General features: G+C 46.3%; 22 protein-coding genes. 12 read left to right on the top strand and 10 right to left on the bottom strand.

The window, feature by feature from the left end; translation table 11 throughout:
• Nucleotides 1-85: 85 nt before the first annotated feature.
• Nucleotides 86-610: a DUF3016 domain-containing protein gene (locus BEL05_RS13395; RefSeq protein ID WP_028762655.1), complete on the top strand. Its 525-nt coding sequence runs from the start codon at nucleotides 86-88 to the stop codon at nucleotides 608-610.
• Here BEL05_RS13395 and BEL05_RS13390 read toward each other — a convergent pair.
• Both BEL05_RS13390 and BEL05_RS13385 read right to left on the bottom strand, forming a co-directional pair.
• The gene (locus BEL05_RS13390) at nucleotides 607-2,373 is read right to left on the bottom strand and encodes a GGDEF domain-containing protein (RefSeq protein ID WP_069671456.1); all 1,767 of its coding nucleotides are present in this window, start codon (nucleotides 2,371-2,373) and stop codon (nucleotides 607-609) included. The two genes, BEL05_RS13395 and BEL05_RS13390, sit on opposite strands and share 4 nt — an antisense overlap.
• Nucleotides 2,374-2,451: 78 nt before the next feature.
• Nucleotides 2,452-2,763 (bottom strand): hypothetical protein, encoded by a 312-nt coding sequence (locus tag BEL05_RS13385; RefSeq protein WP_028762656.1) that lies wholly within the window; start codon nucleotides 2,761-2,763, stop codon nucleotides 2,452-2,454.
• A gap of 48 nt (nucleotides 2,764-2,811) precedes the next feature.
• On the opposite strand from BEL05_RS13385, the gene BEL05_RS13380 reads away from it, so the two are divergent.
• Nucleotides 2,812-3,693, top strand: coding sequence for a TraB/GumN family protein (locus BEL05_RS13380; protein WP_069671455.1), 882 nt, complete (start codon nucleotides 2,812-2,814; stop codon nucleotides 3,691-3,693).
• Nucleotides 3,694-3,703: 10 nt separating this feature from the next.
• On the opposite strand, the gene BEL05_RS13375 is transcribed toward BEL05_RS13380, so the two are convergent.
• Nucleotides 3,704-4,483 (bottom strand): methyltransferase domain-containing protein, encoded by a 780-nt coding sequence (locus BEL05_RS13375; protein WP_069671454.1) that lies wholly within the window; start codon nucleotides 4,481-4,483, stop codon nucleotides 3,704-3,706.
• A gap of 192 nt (nucleotides 4,484-4,675) precedes the next feature.
• Here BEL05_RS13375 and BEL05_RS13370 point away from each other — a divergent pair, with 192 nt between their 5' ends.
• The gene (locus BEL05_RS13370) at nucleotides 4,676-5,515 is read left to right on the top strand and encodes a MaoC/PaaZ C-terminal domain-containing protein (protein ID WP_139151889.1); all 840 of its coding nucleotides are present in this window, start codon (nucleotides 4,676-4,678) and stop codon (nucleotides 5,513-5,515) included.
• 92 nt (nucleotides 5,516-5,607) lie between these two features.
• On the opposite strand, the gene BEL05_RS13365 is transcribed toward BEL05_RS13370, so the two are convergent.
• Nucleotides 5,608-6,498, bottom strand: coding sequence for an aldo/keto reductase (locus tag BEL05_RS13365; RefSeq protein ID WP_069671452.1), 891 nt, complete (start codon nucleotides 6,496-6,498; stop codon nucleotides 5,608-5,610).
• A gap of 177 nt (nucleotides 6,499-6,675) precedes the next feature.
• On the opposite strand from BEL05_RS13365, the gene BEL05_RS13360 reads away from it, so the two are divergent.
• A complete protein-coding gene (locus BEL05_RS13360; protein WP_069671451.1) occupies nucleotides 6,676-8,382 on the top strand; it encodes a formate--tetrahydrofolate ligase in 1,707 nt (568 codons plus the stop codon).
• A 96-nt stretch (nucleotides 8,383-8,478) separates the two neighbouring features.
• Here the strand turns inward: BEL05_RS13360 and BEL05_RS13355 are convergent, their stop codons facing one another.
• Nucleotides 8,479-10,113 carry a mechanosensitive ion channel family protein gene (locus BEL05_RS13355; protein WP_069671450.1) on the bottom strand — a complete coding sequence of 545 codons (1,635 nt, stop codon included), beginning with the start codon at nucleotides 10,111-10,113 and terminating at the stop codon, nucleotides 8,479-8,481.
• Nucleotides 10,114-10,240: 127 nt separating this feature from the next.
• Between BEL05_RS13355 and BEL05_RS13350 the strand changes: the two genes are divergently transcribed.
• Entirely contained in the window at nucleotides 10,241-10,579 is a 339-nt protein-coding gene (locus tag BEL05_RS13350) for a hypothetical protein (protein ID WP_028762663.1), read from the top strand.
• A gap of 64 nt (nucleotides 10,580-10,643) precedes the next feature.
• Here BEL05_RS13350 and BEL05_RS21300 read toward each other — a convergent pair whose 3' ends face one another.
• Nucleotides 10,644-10,769 (bottom strand): hypothetical protein, encoded by a 126-nt coding sequence (locus tag BEL05_RS21300; RefSeq protein ID WP_281179899.1) that lies wholly within the window; start codon nucleotides 10,767-10,769, stop codon nucleotides 10,644-10,646.
• 790 nt (nucleotides 10,770-11,559) lie between these two features.
• On the opposite strand from BEL05_RS21300, the gene BEL05_RS13340 reads away from it, so the two are divergent.
• The 5 genes from BEL05_RS13340 to rraB all read left to right on the top strand — a co-directional run bounded on the left by BEL05_RS13340 (nucleotide 11,560) and on the right by rraB (nucleotide 15,763).
• On the top strand, nucleotides 11,560-12,762 hold the full coding sequence (locus BEL05_RS13340) for a hypothetical protein (RefSeq protein WP_069671448.1): 1,203 nt from the start codon (nucleotides 11,560-11,562) through the stop codon (nucleotides 12,760-12,762).
• Nucleotides 12,746-13,660 carry a metal ABC transporter solute-binding protein, Zn/Mn family gene (locus BEL05_RS13335; protein WP_069671447.1) on the top strand — a complete coding sequence of 305 codons (915 nt, stop codon included), beginning with the start codon at nucleotides 12,746-12,748 and terminating at the stop codon, nucleotides 13,658-13,660. The genes BEL05_RS13340 and BEL05_RS13335 overlap by 17 nt, the downstream gene beginning before the upstream one ends.
• Before the next feature lie 62 nt (nucleotides 13,661-13,722).
• The gene (locus BEL05_RS13330; protein ID WP_069671446.1) at nucleotides 13,723-14,493 is read left to right on the top strand and encodes a metal ABC transporter permease; all 771 of its coding nucleotides are present in this window, start codon (nucleotides 13,723-13,725) and stop codon (nucleotides 14,491-14,493) included.
• A 99-nt stretch (nucleotides 14,494-14,592) separates the two neighbouring features.
• Complete coding sequence (locus tag BEL05_RS13325) at nucleotides 14,593-15,324, top strand: 1-acylglycerol-3-phosphate O-acyltransferase (protein WP_069671445.1); 732 nt, start codon at nucleotides 14,593-14,595, stop codon at nucleotides 15,322-15,324.
• A 31-nt stretch (nucleotides 15,325-15,355) separates the two neighbouring features.
• The gene (gene rraB / locus BEL05_RS13320) at nucleotides 15,356-15,763 is read left to right on the top strand and encodes a ribonuclease E inhibitor RraB (protein ID WP_028762669.1); all 408 of its coding nucleotides are present in this window, start codon (nucleotides 15,356-15,358) and stop codon (nucleotides 15,761-15,763) included.
• Between the two features lie 69 nt (nucleotides 15,764-15,832).
• On the opposite strand, the gene BEL05_RS13315 is transcribed toward rraB, so the two are convergent.
• Both BEL05_RS13315 and BEL05_RS13310 read right to left on the bottom strand, forming a co-directional pair.
• A complete protein-coding gene (locus BEL05_RS13315; protein ID WP_028762670.1) occupies nucleotides 15,833-16,792 on the bottom strand; it encodes a GGDEF domain-containing protein in 960 nt (319 codons plus the stop codon).
• Between the two features lie 13 nt (nucleotides 16,793-16,805).
• Complete coding sequence (locus BEL05_RS13310; protein ID WP_028762671.1) at nucleotides 16,806-17,801, bottom strand: response regulator; 996 nt, start codon at nucleotides 17,799-17,801, stop codon at nucleotides 16,806-16,808.
• A 367-nt stretch (nucleotides 17,802-18,168) separates the two neighbouring features.
• Here BEL05_RS13310 and BEL05_RS13305 point away from each other — a divergent pair, with 367 nt between their 5' ends.
• Both BEL05_RS13305 and BEL05_RS13300 read left to right on the top strand, forming a co-directional pair.
• Nucleotides 18,169-18,975, top strand: a complete 807-nt coding sequence (locus BEL05_RS13305) for a crotonase/enoyl-CoA hydratase family protein (RefSeq protein WP_069671444.1) — start codon at nucleotides 18,169-18,171, stop codon at nucleotides 18,973-18,975.
• 120 nt (nucleotides 18,976-19,095) lie between these two features.
• Nucleotides 19,096-19,593 carry a YqhA family protein gene (locus BEL05_RS13300; protein ID WP_028762673.1) on the top strand — a complete coding sequence of 166 codons (498 nt, stop codon included), beginning with the start codon at nucleotides 19,096-19,098 and terminating at the stop codon, nucleotides 19,591-19,593.
• 26 nt (nucleotides 19,594-19,619) lie between these two features.
• Here the strand turns inward: BEL05_RS13300 and BEL05_RS13295 are convergent, their stop codons facing one another.
• Entirely contained in the window at nucleotides 19,620-20,477 is an 858-nt protein-coding gene (locus tag BEL05_RS13295; RefSeq protein ID WP_069671443.1) for a DUF3530 family protein, read from the bottom strand.
• Nucleotides 20,478-20,612: 135 nt separating this feature from the next.
• Nucleotides 20,613-23,519 (bottom strand): RNA polymerase-associated protein RapA, encoded by a 2,907-nt coding sequence (gene rapA, locus BEL05_RS13290; protein WP_028762675.1) that lies wholly within the window; start codon nucleotides 23,517-23,519, stop codon nucleotides 20,613-20,615.
• Nucleotides 23,520-23,674 lie beyond the last annotated feature (155 nt).

Here is a 23,674-nt window from a genome sequence, read left to right as displayed (position 1 = left end):
TTAACTTTGCATTAAGCGAATATTCAGGTTAGCTTTTGTACAGTAAGGATGTTGAGTGAAAGTTGTACAGCCGAAGGAGGCTAAGATGAAGTTTAAATCTCTACTAGTAGTGGGGGCGCTAGTTTCCCTAAATGTGGTTGCTGCCGATGAACCCAAAGTCGACCCTGTCACCGAAACTGGTATTGTTAAAATCACCTGGCAGGATGTTGATAGCTATCGGGACGTTAAAGCGGTGAGCGATATTCAATCTCGCTATGAAAAACGTACTTTTGAGACACTCACTAAAAACCTTAATAAAGAAGCGGCCAAACACTTCAAGCCAAATCAAACGTTAGAAATGGTGGTGACCGACGTCGACCTTGCTGGTGATGTCCGCCCGACATTTGGTGCCACCACTAATGATCTTCGCGTGATCAAAGACCTTTATCCGCCTCGTATGACCTTTAGCTACAAGGTCCTTGATGGCGATCAGGTGATTGTGGCTGGCGATGAGAAGCTCACTGACATGAGTTTTATGCACACCACTGGCATCAGAAGCGATAAGCCACTTAGCTACGAGTCAAAAATGCTGGCCGACTGGCTAAAAAAGAGTATTACTCCGCAGCTTTAAGCACGCTTTAATGGATGCGCTTGTATCGGATAGCATTTTGGTAGTTTGAACAGGCTAAAGGCGTTTTCAGCGTCTTTAGCCTGTTTTTTTGCTGCAGCACTATAAGCTGATAGCGCTTGCTCGCTGCAGCTATGAGTGATCTCTGGTGGCAATAATCCAACGCATAGACTGATGAGTGGATGTTCTTTACATACGCCTTGCCTATCTTCAGCAATCATTTTCTGTGCTTGCCAATGCTCCGCGCTATAAAATAGCTGCTTGCTAGCGTTGAACTGAGATAAAACCTGAAAACACTGCTCGATGATGTTGTCATCGGTACTGATAATAACAAAGTCATCCCCGCCAATATGGCCAACAAAATTATCGCCACACAGCTGCAACTGCAGCAGTTTAGCCACCGATTGAATCACTTCATCCCCACGACAAAAGCCGTAGATATCGTTGTAAGGTTTGAAGTTACACAGATCGAAATAGGCTAAGTAGTAGGCGCGGTTATGATCACGTAATCGCTTTAGCTCCTCCTGTATCGGAATATTCCCAGGTAAGCCAGTCAGTGGGTTGGCATGGCGAGCGATTTTGATCCGTTGTTCGGTGATCTGCTGCAGTAGATCTTTGGTGTGGCCGATACCGAGAAAGTGCTTATCGCGCATGATAATAAATTGCTGGGCCACAACGCCGTGATCTGATGCTGTTAATCGCTGGCTTACTTTAGAGATTGGGTCGCTGGCTTGCACTATCAATACCTTATTATCCATCACTTCACTGACGGCTTTATTCTCATGCAGGGCGCGTCCATATGGGGTGCTAAACAGCTCCATCAATTGGGCTCTATCTACAATAGCTAATGGTTTCTTATTGTCGACCACTGCAATGGCTTGCAACGACTGTTGGGTAATAAAGAGTTCACTCAATGCTTTCAGTTTGGTTTGTGGATTGACGGTAATAGCCCGGGCACAGAGTGACTCGGCTGATTCAGCATAGCGTGCTTGTAACGCGATAGGTTCGGCACTGGACGCATGAGAACAGTGCTGCTTGGGCTCACTTTCTGGGCGGCCAAGCAGATAGCCTTGGCAGTAGATTATCCCCAACTGTTTTAACAGTGCTAGCTCCGCTTGGGTTTCTATCCCCTCGGCAATGACTTTACAGGTGAGGCTTTGGCACAAATCGATAATCGAGCGGACAAACTCCTGTTTGACTGGTGAACTGTCGATATTGTGAATAAAGTGGCGATCAATTTTGACATAATCGGGTGCCAATTCTGACCATAGTCTTAACCCAGAATAGCCTGTGCCCAGATCATCAATGGCGGTAAGAAAACCTTGGCTGCGGTAGTGGTTTAGGCAATCTTTCAGTAGATCGATATCATCGGCGGGATATTGCTCAGAGAGCTCTATGACGATTTGGTTGGGCGAAAGCCCTAGCTCTTGCACTAGGCTGAGGGTGAGCCCCTTAGCATGGCTGGGTTCCAACAAGGCTTTGGGCGAAATATTGATAAATAGCTTGCCGGGTAACTCGCTCGTATTAAATCGATGGATGGAGTGACGACGACATATCTCTTCGAGCTCAGCTAGACGGCCTTCATGCTCCGCAGTTTGGAAGAGCGGCACTGGGGAGTGAAGGGCGCTGTGCTGTGGTCCGCGACTCAGGGCTTCAAAGCCATGGATTCTTTGGGTGCTTATATTGAAAATGGGCTGAAACAGGACATGGATCTTTTCCTGAATGATGATCTTATCCAATGTATCGCGCAGATCGATTGCCGTCATATCTAAATCGCCTCAACTAGTAGTGAAGCGATTCTATGACCATCCTATGACAGCTTTATGACGATTAAGCCTTAATGACTATTTTGCTTGGCTCTTAAAGGCTTGTAAGGTTTGTAATAGTACACCCAGTTTCCGCACAAATTTTTCTAATGCGGCAGGCATGCTACTGGCGTCATTGGGGAGTTGAGTTAACTCCAGTGCCAACTCTTGTACGTATGGGCCAAAGCGATTGCTGCGGGCATCAAAGCCTTCATCTTGGGTGAAAATCGTGCTGAACTTGCCATGTCCCGCTTTTTTAAGCTCATCGAGCTTCGCATCTGCATCGATCGCTTGGCGGTAAGCTACTTGAAGATTCTCTTTCAGTTGCTCTACTAGGTGTGTATGTGGCATAACAGCCTCTTATCATAAAATTTAGCCGAATTATAAGGGGCTAGTCTGATGGCAACAAGTCGTGGTTCACTTTTACTGGCGTTGGTGGGGTTATTTTATTTCTTCAGTGGGACTGATGCGAAAGCGGCAGTTACCGACAAACCACCCTTTTATCAGTTAGAGTATCGCGGTAAGACCGCCTATCTTTTGGGGTCCATTCATGTTGGACGTGATGATTTCTATCCGATGGCGCCACAAATTGAGCGTGCTTTCGCTAAGGCGGGGGCCTTAGTGGTTGAAGCGGATATCGACAATGTCGATGTGATGGCGCTTATCCGTCAATATGGGCTGTCCTCCACACCTCAAGGTGCGAATGTCGAACAACGCATGGCGCAATATTGCCAATATCGTGGCACGTTATGTGATTCATTACGGCCCTATTCGGCATGGATGCAAGCGATGCAGCTGAGTGTGATGCGCTTCGATGAGCTGGGTTATCAAGCACAGTTTGGTGTTGATCAGGTGTTGGTACAAAAAAATCGCCCACGGCCATTAATTGAATTAGAAAGCACTGAGTTTCAGTTTAAGTTGCTAGCGTCATTTTCAGCCAAAACCCAATGGGATATGGTGATTGAAGCGATTGATGCGCCCGATGATGAGATGCTTAATTTAATTTACGCTTGGCGTGATGGTGATGAAGAAGCGCTTGATAAGTTAATGCAGGCGCAGATGCCGGGAGAAGATACCGAGTTACTTGAAAAACTACTTTGGCAGCGCAATGTCAACATGAGCAACAAAATAGCTCAGCTGATGGCTGATGATAGCACGCCAGAGCCGTTATTTATTGTTGTTGGCGCTGGGCATGTGGTGGGGGACAAGAGTATCCCCGCAAAGATGCAGCAGTTATTTGATGTTAAAGCCACTAATTGCTGGCAACAGCGTTGTCAGTAACCCGTCGTGGTTAGCGCCATTGACAGATAAAATGCACATAGCGACCCAGCGGCAGATAAGCTGGATGCTGCGAATAACATAGCTCCATCTCAATGAGCTGGTTAAAACTGGAGTTGGCAGGCTGTTGTTGCTTTAAATAGTCGTGGATCACCCGCACTCCTGACTCAGCAATGGTGGTCATGTTCCAGTTATCTAACCAGCCGCGAACTTGTTCGATATAGAGTGGGTGTGTCGGCGTCAAACCCACTTTCTTTTTCACCTTTAATCCTGCGGCAACATAGTCAAAATTACCTGAAACTAGGTTGAAGAAACGCATAGCTTCTTTGTTGTAAAACATCAGTGAAAAAAGCCCCCTTGGTTTGACCAAGGTTGTCAGCACGCCCAGAGTTTGCTCGGCATCGCTGAGCCATTCGGCTACCGCATGGCAGAGTATGAGATCAAAATGGCCATGCTCTGCCACATTGAGTGCTTGGATAGGGGCATGGATAAAGTTGATGTCGAGCATCTTTTGATGCTGGTGCTCATAGTCTTTGATTTGGCTTTTGGCGATAGCGAGCATCTCACTCGATATATCACATAGGGTCACTTGATGGCCCATCTTCGCGAGCTTTTGGCTGAAAAAGCCAAAGCCGCCGCCAGCATCGAGTATGCGCAGCGGTTTATCACCAAGATGAGTTAAGGCGAGATTAAGATCGCGCCATACTACGGCAGCCCTGACTTCGCCTTTGGGCGTGCCATAGATATTTTTAGCAAATTTTTTGGCCAATGGATCGAAATTTTTATCTTGCACTGAGGCTCAATCCTACAACGTTATCTAAGGGGAAATAGACGATATTTTGCCATAGGCAAGGGCGTGGCACTAAGGATTTTAGGCACAATTGTGCATTTTGAGGTATACTCGCGGGCTTGAAATTTTTTGGCTTGGTAATTTTTGAAGGGTTCCAATAGCGTGAATAAAGAAATTTGTGTTGATTTAAAGGCGATGCCGTCGCTGTTGTCGCTTTATCGCAAGATCTTTTTTGGCCGTAAACCCGGCTGGGATCAGCAGCCATTGCCGCATATTCATGTGAATTGTCCTAATGTTACCTTGTCTGAGGATAAAGTGCGTCAATACGCTAAGGTCTGCGACTTTGACTTTGATGGACAAATGCTGCCGATCACCTACCTGTATGTGATGGCGTTTAGACTGCACGCATGCATTTTTACCCACAATGCGATCACGTTTCCGTTACTGGGGATGATTCATCTTAAAAATAGCATTAGCCAATATCGACAGGTACGAGTTGATGAGCGGTTTAACATCGAGTGTGCTTTGACCAGCAGCCAAGAGACCGACTCTGGGTTAGAGTTTGAGCTAGTGTCGAAAGTCTTTGTTGGTGAAGAGCTGGTGTGGGAGTCATTATCGACATACCTGTACCGTATCGAAGGCGCTGGGCGTCGTGTTCGTCCCCCTAAGGCGAGCCAAATGAATTGGGAAAATCCCGCTAATTGGCAGTTAAATGAAGATCTTGGTCGTCGTTACGCTAAGGCATCGGGTGACTATAATTTAATTCACCTGCATCCTGTCTTATCTAAGCGTTTTGGTTTCGATAGAGTTTTGGCTCATGGCATGTGGTCTAAAGCTCGCAGCGTGGCGCAATTGATGCCGCAGATCGGTACTCGTCCCTGTACGGTAGAGGTCGCTTTTAAGCTGCCACTGTTAATGCCAGCAGAAGTGAGCTTTGGTATCGATAGCGAGCATGAAAGTGGATTGGTCTTTGAGCTTAGAGATATTAAGGGGCGTCGTCCTCACTTGAGCGGCAACGTCATCTTCCTCGATTGATTGTTGTGGCTAATCGGTTTCTCTGCTTGAAAAGCCAGCATTATTGCTGGCTTTTTTGATTTTTGGTGCCATGGACTATCAGTACTATAGGGTTAAGGCACGCAGTGTCCGCTAGAGGCTTGCCATATACTAAACCACTGCTGTCTATCTAAATTGATATGTTGAGACGCAACCGCTGACGTTATCCTCGCCAGATCACCACTGCCAATAATCGGTTTTGGCCGGCTAGGAAGGGCAAGCACCCAAGCATAAATGATCTGACTAATATCATCAGTATTGTGCTGCGCGGCAATCTTGTTGAGAGTCGCACGCAGTCGTTTAGCCTTAGCTGATGTGTCTGTAAATATCTCTCCACCGCCAAGGCATGACCACGCCATGGGGGCGCATCGAAACTGCTGGCACTGATCTAAGCTACCATCATGCAGCGCTGACAGTTGCATTGGCGAGATCTCTAATTGATTGGTTGCCAATGGACGATCTAGCCGAGATTGCAGCAGCTCAAACTGCGACGGTGTAAAGTTTGATACGCCAAAGTGCCGTACTTTGCCTGTTTGATATAGTTGCTCGAAAGCACTCGCCACCTCATCGGCATTCATTAATGGATCGGGACGATGTATCAGTAATAGATCTAAATAGTCGGTTTGTAATGCGCGCAGTGATTGTTCTGCACTGGCAATAATGTGGTTGTAGCTAGTGTCATAATGATTAACGTAGCGTTCGGGAGTCGATGCAAAAGCGGGTTTGATGCCACATTTACTCACGAGCTGCATCTGTTGTCTCAGTGACGGCTTGAGTGCGAGGGCTTTGCCGAATAGGGCTTCGCAACGATGTTCGCCATAGATATCGGCGTGATCCATGCTGGTGACGCCTAGGCTTAGGTAGTGCTCAATCAAGGCTAACGTCTGCTGCGGTGTATGTTGCCAATCGCAGAGCCGCCAGAATCCGGCGATAAAGGGGGAAAGTTGCAGTTTATGGACACTCATCTTTTTCTCCAATCTCGCTATTTTTTTACCTGGGTCGGTAGTTTTTTTGATTTAGATTCATAAAAGCTTAATTAAAGGCGTTGCCGCAAATGAATAGGTTTGTCTTGGCTGGATTTTCCCCTACTATGCAACACAGCTCATGTTTTCTTTTTCTTTTATGTTTTAGGAGCATTGCCTATGCTGTCTGATATTGAAATCTCCCGCCAAGCGCAGTTGCAGCCCATTGAGACGATTGCTCAAGAATTTGGCATTATCCCTGCCGAACTCACCCTATTTGGTTCGACCAAAGCCAAAATCAACTTATCTATCAAACAACGACTAAAAGATAACAGAGATGGTAAGTTAGTTATAGTCACAGCGGTAACGCCCACGCCTTTTGGGGAGGGAAAAACGGTTACGACTATTGGTTTGACTCAAGGATTACAAGCCATAGGTAAGCAAGCTTGCGCCTGTATTCGTCAGCCAAGTATGGGGCCTGTATTTGGTATTAAGGGCGGGGCTGCTGGAGGGGGGCTCGCACAAGTGGTACCGATGGAGGCGTTAAACCTGCACCTGACCGGTGATATTCATGCCGTGACCAGCGCCCATAATCTCGCTGCCGCTGCCCTCGATGCGCGTCTTTATCATGAAACGCGGCTTGGCGCCGAAGTGTTTACGCAGGAGTCTCTGCTACCAGCGCTAGATATTGACCCTAATAAGATCATGTGGCGTAGGGTGGTGGACCAAAATGAGCGCAGCCTGCGCCAAATTACCTTGGCACAAGGTGCTAGTAATGGCCCTATTCATGACGGCGGGTTTGATATCACCGCCGCGTCTGAGTTGATGGCTATCTTAGCGTTAAGTCGAGATCTGCAAGATATGCGAGCGCGTATCGGTCAGATAGTGTTGGCACTGAGCAAAAGCGGTGAATTCATCACCGCAGAGCAACTTGGTGTTGCGGGTGCAATGACAGTGATCATGAGTGAGGCCATTGAACCGACGCTGATGCAAACCCTGACGGGGGCGCCTTGTCTTATTCATGCTGGCCCATTTGCCAACATTGCTCACGGTAACTCCTCTATCATTGCCGATGATATAGCCCTGAAACTGGCCGATATTGTGGTGACCGAGGGTGGATTTGGCTCTGATATGGGGTTTGAGAAGTTTTGCAATATTAAGGCGAGGCAATCGGGAAAAGCCCCTGATGCAGCGGTCATTGTTGTGACGGTAAAAGCCCTAAAAGCCAACGCCGAGCTTGCCGATGGCGAGGCAAGGGATGAGATGAGCAAGTTACAAGCGGGTTTTGTCAATCTAGCTTGGCATATGCGCAATGTGGCGCAATATGGTGTGCCGGTGGTGGTTGCCATTAATCGTTTTGAGTCTGACTCTTTTGAAGAGTTGGCTTGGCTTAAAGCAGAGGTACTTGAGTTGGGGGCATTTGGTTGTGAGGTGTCAGAAGCTTTCACTCAAGGTAGCCAAGGGGCGACCCAGCTCGCACAAACTGTGGTCCATGCCACTGAAGCTGGTGGTGAGTTCAAGTATCTATATGAATTGGAAGCGAGCATTGAAGCTAAGCTGATGACGATTGCCGAAATTGGCTATGGTGCTTCTGGGGTTAACTTGTCTCCTTTAGCTTGTTCGCAACTGGAAATGCTAAAACAGAAAGGCTTTGAGCATTTACCTTTATGTGTAGCCAAAACACCGTTATCAATTAGCCATGATCCTAAGGTTAAGGGCGCTCCTAGTGGATTTGAGTTGCCGATCACTGAGTTAAAACTCAATGCTGGTGCAGGCTTTATTACGGCGTTAGTGGGGAAAGTCATGACAATGCCTGGGCTCGGGGTTCGCCCTGGTTACCTTAATGTCGATATCAATGAGCATGGCGAAATAGTCGGCTTGGCGTGATCATTTAGCGTTATTGACCTGTAAAAAAATCAAAAGCGCCAAAGGTAATACACCCTTGGCGCTTTTTTCTATCTCAACGATGAAACCGAACTCAGGTTACTTAGTCTGATAGATGTGCACATCGCGTTGTGGGAATGGGATAGAGATATTTTCCTGATCGAAGCGCATTTTCACCTCACGGGTGATATCCCAATATACATCCCAATAATCCGCAGGCTTAGCCCATGGGCGTACCACAAAGTCTACCGATGACTCGCCCAATAGGTGTAGTTTCACTGTTGGCTCAGGGTCTTTGAGTACCTTAGGATGGTTTTCGACGATCGCTTTTAATACTTTCTCTGCTTTTTCAATATCATCACCATAACCGATACCAAATGTCATATCGACGCGGCGCTGATGCTCGACGGTGATGTTGTTGATTGTATCGCCCCATATTTTATTGTTAGGGATGATCAGGCGTTGGTTGTCTAAGGTTTTGATGGTGGTGGAAACCAAACTCATCTGGCTGACTTTACCGGTGACCCCTGCAGCATTGATCAGATCGCCCACATCGTAAGGACGATAAATTAAGATCATCATGCCTGAGGCGAAGTTAGATAAGGTATCTTGCAGCGCGAAACCAATAATCACACCGGCAACACCGAAACCAGCCAACAGTGGGCCAAGTTCAAATCCGAGTTGTGACAGGGCTATCATTAACCCCAGGGCAAAGACAATCTTGCCCGACAAAGAGATAAAGAATTCTTGTAATAGTTTGCTGAATTTTAGTTTTGAGTTACTGACGGTTTTCTTGATCAAACGTTGAGTCGCTTTACCTGCAAGGCTAGCTAGAAAAAGGATTAAAACGAAAATAAACACTTTAAAGGTTAGCCCTGGACCATTGTCGATGGCTTGGTTTTTGGCGGTATCCCACCACTGTTCTAACAGGTTGCTGGCTACATCAATATTAAGTACATCTTGGGTAATATCGCCTGAGATACTAAACAGGGTTTGTTTTAATGCGGAGGTATCTTGCTCTAACTGATCCAGGAGATTGATAGCAACCGTCAAACTGCTGCTCGTCAGATCTAATCGCTCTTTCAAATGCGTGATCAATGCGGTTTGTTCACCAGTGACATCCTTGCCAGCGGTAGCGGCATCAGCGACAGCGGTTTTGAGTTTATCTTGTGTGAAATGCACTAGGCTATTGAGTACATTTGAGCGTTTTAACAAGGCTGCAAGTAGCGTTTGCTTCTGGGCTGTAATGTCGCCGCCGAGTTTCTCTAACCAAGTTAAGGTTTCATATTTTGCCTGTAGCATCTCATCGCGTTCTCGCTCTCGATTGGCAAGATTTAGCATCACTGCAGTATCATTATCTTTACCCAGCTCAGATTTGAAGCTTTCTATATCTTCTGCATAATAGGCCGCGACTTGGTTGATAAAGGCTAGATGGTCATTAACCAGTGGTAGCAAGGTTGCGCTGTCAAGTTGCTCTTGGCCCATTAAGGCCTTTAACTGGTCGTGGTATTGGTTAGCGTGTTCTTTGATGCGGTACTCAACAAACTGCTTCATTTCGCCATTGGATTTGGCCAGCTTATCGATATCACTAGTAATGCTTGTTTGCAGTTGTTCTAGCGCGCTGACTGCCGTGCTTGTTTCTGCATCTATTGGAGTGGGTGCCGTTTCAGCAAAAGCGGGCGCTCCGCTTAATCCTATAACGGTGATAAATCCCAAAATGAGTGTGCGCAACATTTATGAAAGTCCTTGGTAATGTAATGCCTTGAATCATAATCCCTCTGCGAGATACTGTAAAATCACATCTGCGAAAATTGCACGCTATCTGTTAAACTGCCTGCCAATATCATTAGAGAGTTTTATTGTGCTGTGTACTCATTGTCATAAATCATTTGGAGTGGGTGGTGTGAATGCCCAACGGGGGAAGGGACTCAATGCGCAAATACAGTGCCCTCACTGTCTGGCGTGGCTAGGTAAAAATCCACTATTATCACGTTTGAAAATCTTAGGTTTTTATATTGGTGCTGCGGCGTTAGGCTATGGTTATTTTGCCCCTGAACTTAGGCACATCACCACGCCAATCGCTATTTTTTCTATCATGCTGCTGTTAGTTAGCCATATGATGGATCACCTTAAGGTGATTGAGGCGCCTGAGGTTGAAGTTGTCGATGACAGTGAGCAGCGACGCAAGTATCGCGACTGAGGTAAACGTTGGTGCTTGATGAAGGTGGGAGGGTGGCTCCGATTGTTGGCCACCCATAGGTCTGTTAGCTGACCACTTGAACCTGAGCTTCTAATGCTGCTTCAACGTAATAGATGCCGCCAAGAATGGCGATAAAGAAAACCGATGTCCAAAAGATCATCTTAAAATTTTCGCGGAAAAATTCCTTCATACTTATTGTTTCCTTTAGCGTTGAGTCGTTGACATCATGTTTGTTGTTAATGTCACTATATGGCATTATTTTAGCGTTTGGAACTTAAGTCAGACTTAATTAGCCGATCCTTCTGCGTGACTCAGTTCAAGCTTTGGTTAGTGTTTGTTCCCCTCTCATATGCCGTGTTGTTGAAATAAAACATTTCGAATTTGATGCTCTCTGTTGCTCTGTATACTTGATACTGTTGGCTGGGTGAAGATAAGATTCAAGTTTCGATATAACAACAGCATAAGGTTACCGCACGGCTGCTATAGGTAGACGCTTGTTGCTGACAAATTGTTACACAAGCGCTAAAATTTAGCCTATTTGTTGCTTGACTTAGTCATGGTAATCCCTAAACTTGGTCGCAATTTGAATCATCAATCATAGAGTCTATGGCATATAAGACTAAGGGTTTGGCAAGAGGAGTAGCGATATGGCTTAGTGCGATATTGTTTTGCTTGTCTGTTGCTGCGCCAGCTCATAGCCTAGAACATGTTGATGACGGTGCGAAAAATCACTGCACCCTCTGTATTCAAAAAGTCCAACTTAATAGTTTATTGCCTGTTGGCGATTTCATTTTTACCCTTCCTTCACCCATTTATGAAAAGTTTGAGTCAAAGTTAACTGTTAGCTTAGCGACTCATATTGATTATTTTCATAGCCGCGCGCCGCCCAAAAACTCGTAATACTTGCTTGTTTTAACAATTAATTATTATTTCTCTCAGTCGTTTGACTAGAGAGCGCTTTACCTGTTTTTGGAGAAAATATGACTCGTTTAAATACCCGAATTTCAGCGGTAGCCGCTGCGTGTGCGCTTATTTCTAATGTATCTTTTGCGGAAGATTCTAGCCTAACTAACCCTGCAATCAGCGCGGTACTCGATGGTTATTATCAAAATACTGAACGACCGATGGCCGAGCGTGAAGAAGGATTCGGTTTAGGGCATACGGAAGTGGCGATTAGTGCCAATATTGACGATATGTTTTACGGTAAGCTGACTGCAGTATTAGAAGTTCATGAGGGTGAGACAGAACTAGGGTTAGAGGAAGCCTTTATTCAAACAACCGCGATGCCTGCGGGGTTCTCTGTGCGTGCGGGTCGATTTTTGTCGGACGTGGGTTATCTCAACAATCAGCATGTCCATACCGATGCGTTTTCTGATAGGCCAGCAGCCTATCGAGCTTTTTTAGGTAGTCACTATTTTGATGACGGCGTGCGTCTCGATTACGTCGCGCCAACTGATCTATTTTGGGCCATGGGTATTGAAGCCTTTAAGGGGGACAATATGCGCGCCGAAGATGAACATGGTGAACGTGATTTTAAAAATCTTGGTGTCTATACGGCCTATACTAAAATCGGTGGCGATATAGGGCTAAGCAGCTCTTGGCAGGTAGGCTTAAGTTATTTGCGTAACGAAAATGGTCGTTTAACTGCCCATGAAGATGAAGAGCATGGCATTGAGCCTGCAGCCGATGACGGCCATGACCATGATCATGCCCATGCGGCAAAGTATACTGGTGAAAATACTTATATGGCTGATTTTGTCTATAAGTGGGCGCCTAATGGTAACTATAAGTACCAGCATTTAACGGTCAGTGGTGAGTACTTTAAAGTGACAGATTTTGCGCCGCTTGATGAACATGACGACGGTCACCTTCACAGCAGTGAACATGGACCAGATGATCAGACGGGTTGGTATTTAAGCTCTGTGTATCAGATTAGCCCTAATTGGTCAGCAGGACTTCGCTATGGTCAGGTCGATACGCAAGAGTTACATGACGACCATTTCGATAGCCAAAAGTTAAAAGAAACCGAAGTGAGCCTTGCTTGGCATCATAGTCATTTTTCGACAGTGCGTTTACAGTATACCAATCAACAAGGTACTAACTTTGATGGTTTCACCGACGATAATGTCATCACACTTCAATATGTTATGACTCTGGGGGCTCACGGTGCGCATCAATTCTAAAGTCATTAAAGCCAGTTGTGCGGCTCTTGCACTGACGTTTACCAGCGGTGTTCAAGCACAATTGAATATCTTTGCTTGTGAGCCTGAATATGCCGCATTGGCACAGGAATTGGCACCCGATGCCAAAATCTACTCGGCGACGACTGCAATGCAAGATCCCCATCAGGTTCAGGCGCGACCGAGTTTGATTGCTAAGATGCGCCAAGCGGATCTGGCTATCTGCGCCGGTGCCGATCTCGAAGTGGGTTGGTTGCCTATGCTGCAGATGAAATCATCTAACGCAAAGGTACGCTCTACCGAGCAGGGATTGTTTTTTGCCGCTGAGCATATCGATACCTTAGATAGGCTTGCGAGTGTCGATCGCAGCATGGGAGATGTGCATGCGAAAGGTAATCCTCACTTGCACTTTGACCCGAACCGCTTGTTGCAAGTGGCACAGGCATTAAGCGTTAAGTTAGTGCAACTCGACCCTGACTCGAAAGACCAATATGATGCCGCACTGGCTGACTTTAGCCAACGCTGGCAGGTTGCGATAGCTGAGTGGCAACAGCTAGCTGCCCCATTAAAAGGCAAAAAAGTAATCGCGTACCATAGTAGCTTTCGATACCTGTTTAACTGGATAGGCATGGAGCAAGTTGGCGACCTCGAACCCAAACCAGGGATCCCACCTAGTACTAGCCATCTGGCCAGTTTACAAAGTCGATCACAAGAGGGTGATGTCATGGCCATTATTGTCGCCTCATACCAAGATGAACGTGGCGCACGCTGGCTAGGGGAACGTACCAACTTACCTGTACAAGTACTTCCTATGTCTGTTGGCGGTAATGATGACAGCGAAGATCTGTTTTCCTTGTACCGTAGCGTGATCGGTCTGCTGTTAAGTTTGTCGCAACAGTAATCGATAGCCGCAGTGCTGTGACTAAGCAGCGCTGCGGCTTCTACTGAATTAGGCGTAAGATTATGTTTGATCTCGATCTGCTTTCTATATTATTGCCAGCCTTCGCCGCTGGTATTCTCGTTTTATCAACCCATGTATTACTTGGTAGCCAAGTGCTCAAACGTGGGATTATTTTCATCGATCTCGCGATTGCTCAAGTAGCCGCTTTGGGTGCAATTATTGCGCATACCAACCATGATATTGAGCACCTACCATTTTCGGGTGTTTGGATGCCGGCATTGTTTGCCCTGCTTGGTGCTGGCTTTATTGCCTGGCTATCAAAACGTATGGCAGATGAGCTAGAAGCCATTATTGGTTGTTTCTACGTATTGTCGGCTGTGGCTGCTATGTTGCTGTTATCAAATGATCCCCATGGTGCAGAGATGCTGAAACAGTTGATGTCTGGGCAAATCCTGTGGGTCAACTGGTCACAATTGCTGTTTCCAGCCATCGTATCCTTTTTGGTTTTACTGACCATTGCATGGAAACCTAGCCTACTCGAGGGGGCTGGATTTTATCTGTTATTTGCCTTAGTTATCACGCTGTCGGTTGAACTGGTTGGGGTTTATTTGGTGTTTAGTTCGCTTATCTTGCCCGCGCTGGCTGTGAACAAATACCTAGGGAAAGCTAAGTGGGCGATCGCTTATCTCGTCGGTATTGTGGGTTATGGGGTTGGGCTTGTGCTCTCCGCGAGCTTTGATTTACCCAGTGGCGCTGCCATTGTTGCAACCTTGGCTTTGACTGCCGTGGCATTTAGATTACTGCAACCCAAACTTGCTAAGGTATTGGCGTAAAAGGTATTGAGTGATTAACAGTGCAAGAGTCTCTCGTACAGGTGTAAGTCGAATACCCTTGCTGGTATACTAGCGCCACTGAAATCACAGGAGTATGTTGTGCTGTTAATCTTCAGATCACTGATCTTGGCAGTTATGTTGTTGTTGGCATTTGTTTTTGGTGGACTTTATTGTTTGCTTAGACCGCGCCATCGAGACAATGTACATTTGTTTGCTAAAATCTTTTCATGGGCCGCGCCTGTATTAGGCGTGAAAGTGGTGGTGCGCAAGCCGCAGGTACAACGTGCCGAACCTTGTATCTTCTTGGCTAACCATCAAAATAACTTTGATATGTTTACCCATACAGCGGCAGTGCCTAAAGGTACGGTGAGCTTGGGTAAAAAGAGTTTAGCTTGGATCCCATTTTTTGGTCAGATTTACTGGTTGTCGGGTAATATTCTCATTGACCGTAAAAACCGTAATCGCGCCTTTGAAACCATGGCTGAAACGGCAAAAAAGATTAAAGAAAAGTGTCTTTCTATCTGGATTTTCCCAGAGGGAACACGTTCTCGGGGAAAGGGGCTATTGCCATTTAAGTCTGGCGCATTTCATACCGCCATTGAGGCTGGTGTGGCTATGGTACCAGTGCTTGCCTCTAACCAAGAACATATAAAGTTAAACCGTTGGAATAATGGTGTGGTGATCATCGAGATGATGGAGCCGATCGAAACCAAGGGGTTAGCTAAATCACAAGTCAAAGAGCTGTCTGCCCGTATTCATAGTATGATGGCTGAAAAGTTAGCGCAGTTAAATTTAGAGGCTTCTGCTTTAATGGCAAAGCAAGCTATTTAACCTGTTTTTATTGTTTATTTCGGAGTGATCCATGTCTACAGAACGTCAGTTACAGGAACAGAAGCAAGAGAACCAAGAGATTGTTGAAGCGATCCTTGCCGATGGCTCTGAGCCAGATGCTGAATATACCATTGAACATCATTTTTCAGCAGCCAACTTCGATCGTTTAGAAAAAGCGGCTGTTGAGGCGTTTAAAATGGGTTTTGAAGTCAATGATGCTGAAGAGATGGAACTCGATGATGGATCGGTGATTTTCTGCTTTGATGCCATTGCTTACCACAAGCTCGAAGTTGAGTTATTGGACAAGGCCTGTGAAGATCTGATTCTATTAGCGGCTAAGTTAAAAGTGGATTACGACGGCTGGGGCACCTACTTCATTGGCGAAGGTGCCGAAGATGAAGATGATGACGAGTTCGAAGAAGAAGCCCGCTTTCATTAATCGGTTTGAAAAAAAAGCCCTTGTTAGTCAATAACAAGGGCTTTTTTATTAATGCTGATACAGATGGTATTAGCCTTCAAAAATCCTACAGCAGTTGCGGCCCGCTTGCTTGGCTTCGTAAAGCGCATGGTCGGCATTGGCTAACCATTTACCGCTATTTTCTAATTCTTCTTCAATATCACAGATACCAATACTTACCGTTACACTGATTTTTGCGCTTTCATAGAGCATCTCTGAGGCTGCAATTTTTTCTCGTAAACGATCGGCAAAGTTAAGTGCCGATTTTGCATCGGTATTGGCTAGTACTACCGAGAACTCTTCACCTCCGTAACGTCCGGCGCAATCAGTTTCACGCAAAGACTGTTTTAGAATGTGTGACACATGCTGAATCACCTTATCGCCTGCTATATGCCCATAGGTGTCATTGATACGTTTAAAGTGATCGATATCGAACATCACAAGCGTGGTTGGTTCACCATAACGGGCATGGCGATCGAACTCGCGCTGCATGCATATCTGCCAGTGGCGGCGATTGTGTAGTTGTGTCAAACCATCTGTTTGGCTGAGATGTTCAAGGCGTTCGTTGGCAGCCTTGAGTTGTAGCTTGTTGATCGCGACATCGGTAACGTCATAAATGATCATACTGATGTGAGTGATTTCGCCAGTTAACGAGGAGAGTGGCAGCAAGGTAACATTTTGGTACATGAAATCGGCACGACCCGTGATAGGGCGATAATTACCAAATTGGAACACATAGGGACGTTGCTCCCAGCTAATGAACGCCCGGTTTTTCAACAGAAACACCGATTCCATTTTTTGCTTTAACCAGGTTGCTGGTAGGTAATCAAACTGCTCAAACAGGTTAGAGCCTTTTATGGAGTTAGGTGAGACACCGCTATGGTTCTCCATAAAACCATTCCAGAGCTGAATATCGTAGTTACGATCAAGCACAACCAAGCCCACCTCTATGGTTTGCACCATATCGATTAGCCAGTGTAACTCGTTCATTGCGCTTTGGTCATACGCCATCTAATTGTCCAATTTAATCTAGCAAGTAACCGAGCTTAAAGTTCAGCGTCGGTAGTGATTCTTCTGTAAATAGTAGCAACAGATCGCACTGAATATCGTGGCCTTCGATGCGGTAGTTGATCTCCATTGCCAACGTGCGAGCCCATTTCTCTGAATTGTCGTGGATCAGTTCATTCACGGTGCAGTGTCTGCCTAAGACCACTGGGTGGCTTTGGCTAAATTTCATATGCAGCTGTTCAGATATGCCGTTGAGGAAAGCGCCAATCAGTACGTTGCCAGTATCGATCATCACCTCAATTTCGGTGTTGGCATCCTCTGGATTGGTCAGCCCCATGAGTTGCGCCATATCTTGAAAGGAGGAGTCATGGAATAACAATAAAGCCTCACCCGCAACGCCTGCTCCAATAAAACCTTGGCAGAGTGCCGATACGGTCTGACTTTCTTCAGTTGCTTTGAGTGCCATGGTGAGTTCGCTCACCTCTAACACATTGACATTTGGGATAGGGAGTAACACAAACACATCGAGGAGTTTAGCTAAGAGATCCGCCGCGCGGCCCATAGCAACGTTGGCGATCTCTTGACAGGCATCGCGCAGATCAACTTCGATCATCGGGTTATCACTGTCACTCTCGCCCAGTGCAATCGTCAAAATGCCATATTCTTGCAAAATATTGCTAATGGCATCAGCGCTAACTGGCTTTTGAATAAAATCGAGGGCGCCCATGGCTTTTACGCGCTCATGAGCCTTTATTTGAATATCACCAGAAACCACAATAACCAGTGCGGGGAGATCTTCTTGTTGAATGGTTTTTAGGACTTCATAACCATCCATGACAGGCATATTGAGATCGAGAAAAACCACTTCCCCTTTGCCAGCGCGTATCGCATCGATACCTTCCGCGCCATTATTGGCGAAGGTAATTTCGACATCCCACTCCTTTGGAAGCGTTCTAGCCATCTGCTTTCGAGCGAGTGCAGAATCATCACATATTAGTACTGGGATCGACATTCTAGTTATAACATCCTAATCTGCCCTTCTATTGAAGATAACACTTATTAATGATTTTGGGGCAGTTGTTGTTTATTCATTGTCGTTTTCAATGATGAAAACGTATTTAGCTAACAGTAAGTAGGTACGGTTACCGTGCCGCTAATTATAAGATCTTGTGTAAGGTTTTTTATTGCAATTGTCAAAAAAACATCACTCGCAACCTGGTTTCAAGCATTATCTATCAGATTGATTAACTAAGGTAAATATTAGTGGCAATATTTTGACGTTAGTCAAAAATTCGCTACATGTTATATGTTTTAGGTAAATATGCCAAATGTGTTAAAGTTTCGTCTGGACTGACCAGATGAGCTGTGGGAGTAAAGGAATGCAACATCCATTGGTAACTTTGACGATTGAAGCCGGCATTGCTTATGTCGAGCTAAATCGGCCTGATAAATATAATGCGCTTAATTATACGCTATTCACCTCAATTCGTCGGGTGCAACGGAAGCTAGCTAAAAATCGAGGTGTACGTTGCGTTATTTTACAGGGAAGCGGAGGCAATTTTTGCTCTGGGCTTGATGTCAGTAGTGTGATGAAGTCGCCCATGCAAGCAGTAAAACTGCTATTTAAATGGTTACCTGGTAATGCGAACTTAGCCCAACAGGTGTCTATTGGTTGGCGACGTCTGCCAGTGCCTGTGATCTGTGCCATTGAAGGGGTCTGTTATGGTGGCGGCACCCAAATTGCGCTGGGTGCAGATTTTCGCATTGTTGCTGATGATTGCAAAATGTCGATCATGGAAGCTAAGTGGGGATTAGTCCCTGACATGGCAGGGCTTGTTGGGCTTAGGGAGTTAGTGGGTAAAGATGTCGCCATGCTATTAACCATGACTGCGGAAGTGATCTCTGCTCAACAAGCATTAACATATGGTTTGGTGACAGAGGTGTCAGAGCAACCACGAGTACGGGCACAAGCCTTGGCTGAGAAGCTGCTGGCGACCTCTCCCGATGCTAATGCTGCGATTAAGGCGAGTATCAATAAGAGTTGGCGAGCAACGGAGCGTAGTTTGCTGAGGCGTGAATCATTTAGTCAAATCCGCCTGTTGTTAGGCAAGAATCGTGTTAATGCTGCGATTCGTCAGACCAAAGATCCTAAGCGGGCGTATCAAGAGCGACAGCGCGGCTGGTAGTTAATCTACTTTGCAAACGGCGCCTAAGTGATAACGATCACACTCTGATATCGTCGCTATGACGTATGGTAAGCGAAACTCTATTATCGCCCGCAAATATTAGCGGTAGAGATATTATTGATGCGTGAATTGTTTGAACGGTTTTTATGGAGTAGCCGACTCTCGGTAATGTTAGGTGTATTTGCCTGTGTCGTCGCGGCATTTGTGGTGTTTATTATGGGTGTCAAAGATGTGATGCATATGATGGCACTGATTTGGGATTATCTCATCACGGGCAGTCATGACGTCCGCAATGACTTAGTGATGGTTGTCGTTGAGATTTTAGATACCTTCCTACTGGGCGCAGTGTTGCTGATTTTTGCTTTTGGTCTGTATGAGCTCTTTATTAGTAACCTAAAGGCGGCCGATGACAGTGTTGCTGGTGGGAAAATCTTAGTGATCAGCAGTATCGACTCGCTCAAGAGCAAGCTAGGTAAAGTGATATTGATGATGCTCATCATCAAGGTGTTTTCCTATTTTACCGAGATGAAACCAACCTCCATGCTAGAGCTGCTCTACATGGGGGTGATAGTGGTATTAATCGCTTTGGCGTTGATGCTCAGTAAAGATAAAAAATAGCTCCTCGCAAAAATGGCCTATCTTCGTTAGGGGTAGGCCTTCATGATCCGTTTAGCAAAGCCTTGTACTAGCACTAAAATTTCTTGCCAGGCACTCGGTTGATCTAAGTTAAGTGCTAATATTTGCTGTTCATACCTAAGGGGCTGGTTTTGCGGTGCTAGAGCTTTGCGCTCTAATAGGGTTGCCAGTGCCTCAGGTGAGGCATCTGGTGATTGAATATCTAATACGGGAATGGTTAACTCGGCAATCTGTTGTGCCAGTTTTTGATTCTCTTCGCTGCGGTCTAAATAGGGATTAATGATCACTAAGATATCGGGCTTAGGGAGTGAGCCAGCATTTAATAGGGTAATAGCCAAGCCTGCGCCTTTTTGCGATGCAATTAGAATACGCTTTCCTGGATAGGGTTGACCTAATGCATCCAATTGATTCATTGTCTGAATCAGCTGTTCATGCTGTTTCTCTCTGAGTTTTTGCCACGCTTCTTCACTGTATTTGGGCAGCGACTTGCTGGCTTTTAGTGCCAGTTGTTTTTCACCAGATTTGCTCACTTCGCTCGCGTCGGTAGTATGGTTAACCTGTGGGCCGTTATCGGGGGCGCTAAGGCTGATGGTTGCCCAACCTTTATCATTTAAATGACGCCTTAGAAAGGTGATCACATCGCTGGGGTCGGCATTGGTGCCAAAGTCAGAAAATAAGATAGCAGCACCATACTGGTGTTTACCACGCCATGAGCGGACCAACGCATGACTCTGTTTTTCGCCAATGGTGATTGTGGCTACTTCGTTTTCGGGGAGGTAGTCATAAGCCGGTGCGGTGGCAGCGTAGAGTGGCGATAGACTGAAGCAAAACGACAGTGCTGCAAAATATAGGGCTAGTGATTTCATTACGGGCTTAAAGCAGAGTGTTATTGGCTGAGTATAATTGGTTTTATCTTAAGGCTGTGAGAAATTTTCTGGTGGCAATAAAAATGCAGGAGTCATTAACTCCTGCATTTTTTTGCAATCATTATGCAGTAAATATTAAGCGTGACTCACCAAGACTAAACGGACGGCATCGAGTTGCAACAAACAACCATCTAAGTAGGTATTGAGCTCACTCATTTGTGACTTAATGTGCGCTAACTCTTCGTCACGAATGTTAGGGTTAACGGCTTTTAACGCTTCTAAACGCTCAAGCTCACCCGTCAATTGCGTGGTCATTTTCGCTCTAGCGGTCTCAGTAAGCAGCTGTAACTCGGCTTCGGCAAAGGTTTCGGCCTTAGCAAATAGCGGGTGCAGTAAAGTTTGTGATGCATTGACTAACTTACTGGCGATATGGCGATTAACCGCACTTAACTGCTTATCAAAACTCTCATAACTGACATTGTCTGATAGGTTATTACCATTCTTGTCGAGCAAAACTCGTACTGGTGTCGGCGGCATATAGCGATACAACTGGCTTGACTTAGGTGCAGAGGCATCAGCCATATAGATAAGCTCTAAGAAGATTGTGCCTGCAGGTAACGCCTTGTTCTTCAAAATGGCGACACTAGTGGTGCCGGTTTCAGATGAAGTGATTAAATCGAGTCCAGTCTGTACCAGCGGGTGTTCCTGGGTGATGAGCGCAATATCATCACGAGACAGCGCCATCTCACGGTCAAAAGTAACAGTGACGCCATCTTCAGGCAGCCCCGGGTAGGTGGGGAACATCATGTGCTCGCTTGGGTGCAGCACAATAGCGTTTTCGCCGCTATCTTCCTGTTCGACACCTATGATGTCCCACAAACGAATCACTGAGCCAATGAGCTGGGTATCTTCATCGCGTGCGGCGAGGCTCTCTACCAGCTTGTTGGCTTTGTCACCACCATGAGAGTTGATTTCTAGCAGTTTGTCGCGTCCTTGTTCCATCGCTTTCTTTAACGCTTTGTAACGTGTCTGCGTATGGTTCAGTAGCTGGGTAAATTGGTCTTCATCGCGGTACACCAGCTGTGTCAGTAGCTCTTCGCTGAATTCATTGAACAGAATATGGCCAGTTGGACAGGTTTGCTCAAAGGCGTTAAGACCTTTGTGATACCAGTTCATGAGATTTTCTTGCGCCGTCTGCTCAAGGTAAGGCAGGTGAATTTCGACATCATTGGCCTGACCGATACGGTCGAGACGACCGATACGTTGCTCCAACAGATCTGGGTTCAGCGGTAGATCGAACAGCACTAAATGGCTAGCAAACTGGAAGTTACGTCCCTCTGAGCCAATCTCGCTGCAGATAAGTGCCTGAGCACCGCCAGTTTCTTGAGCAAAGTAAGCACCCGCTTTATCGCGTTCAATAATCGACATGCCTTCGTGGAATACGGTTGCTTGAATCCCTTCACGGGTACGCAGCGCTTCTTCCAGGCTGAGTGCAGTTTCCGCTTGGCTGGCAATGATTAGCACTTTTTTACTGCGATGACTCTTTAGGAAATCAATCAGCCAGTCGACTCGTGGGTCGAACTTCCACCAACTGGCGCTATCACTTTCAAACGCTTGGTAAAGCTTCTCAGGGCTTAATGCCTGCTTCACTTTAGCTTGCAGATCGCTTTGACCACCCATCATGGCCGATACTTTCGCCGCCGTAACATATTGTGTTGGCATCGCTTGGGGATGTGCGTTGAATATGCGAGTTGGGAAGCCTTTTACTGAGGCTCGGCTATTACGGTAGAGTACGCGGCCAGTGCCGTGACGATCCAGTAGCTCCTGTAATAGCTCTTCTCGTGCATTTTGTCGTACATCGGCATCAACACTCTCATCTTCGATAAGACGCAGCGAAGGGGTGATATCTTTTTCGTTTAATAGCTCGGTTAAGCTCGCAACTGCATCGTCAGAAAGCTTAACGCCTTTACTGAGCTGGTCGGCCGCGGTCGCCACCTCTTTGTAGCTGTCTTCCTCTTTGAGGAAGGCTTGGTAATCGTAAAAACGGTCTGGGTCTAAGAGGCGTAGACGGGCAAAGTGGCTTTGGTGACCAAGTTGATCTGGGGTGGCGGTTAGTAGTAATACGCCAGGTACCACTTCACTTAACGCTTCAACCACACGGTAAGCGCGGCTTGGGGCATCTTCTGTCCATTCAAGGTGATGCGCTTCATCGACCACCATTAAGTCCCAATCAGCATCCAGGGCTTGCTCAAGACGCTTTTTCTTGCGCAGTAATTCCAGCGAACAGATGACTAACTGCTCGGTATAAAAAGGGTTGTCGTGATCGGCATAGGCTTCGACACATCTGTCTTCATCAAATACCGAAAAGCGCAGGTTAAAGCGGCGTAGCATCTCGACTAACCACTGATGGCGCAATGTGTCTGGCACAATCACGAGGATACGTTCAGCGCGGCCCGTCAACAGTTGTTGATGGATGATAAGGCCTGCTTCGATCGTTTTACCTAGTCCCACTTCATCGGCCAGCAATACGCGCGGTGCAAAACGCTGTCCCACTTCATGGGCAATCCACTGCTGGTGCGGGATGAGTCCGACACGCGGGCCTTGTAGACCCAATAGGTCTGAGGTCGCCAACTTGTGACGCAGCAGTTGGCATTGGTAACGTACGCCAAATCTATCTAAGCGATCGATTTGACCCGCAAACAGTCTATCCTGCGGCTTGTTAAAGCGAATATTGTGGTTGAGAAGCGTCTCTCTAAGGCTGACTTGTTCGCCAGTTTCACTATGCACACCGTGGTAGATAATGAGTTGGTTTTTTTCTTCCAGTTCGCTAACCGTTAAACTCCACCCTTCGTGACTCTCAATGGTATCGCCTGGATTATAAATAACGCGTGTTAATGGCGCGTCGTTGCGCGAAAACATGCGGTTCTCATCAGTCGCTGGAAACATCACAGTGACCATGCGGTCTTCTATTCCAACTACAGTACCTAAACCAAGTTCTGATTCGGTATCACTAATCCAACGTTGACCTAAGGAAAAGGGCATTACAATTTCTCATCTACAGGGTGAATCACGAAAGGGCGCGTATGTTATCCAATCGAGGCTATGATGTCGAACACAAATACCGCGCTGCTGCTCAGCTTAAAAGCCTAATGGCTAACGGGATAGATTACAAATTATCCAATTGTAAATTGGTGGGG

The organism is Shewanella colwelliana, assembly GCF_001735525.1.
GTDB lineage: Bacteria > Pseudomonadota > Gammaproteobacteria > Enterobacterales > Shewanellaceae > Shewanella > Shewanella colwelliana.
This window is presented reverse-complemented; position numbering and strand designations above follow the sequence as displayed.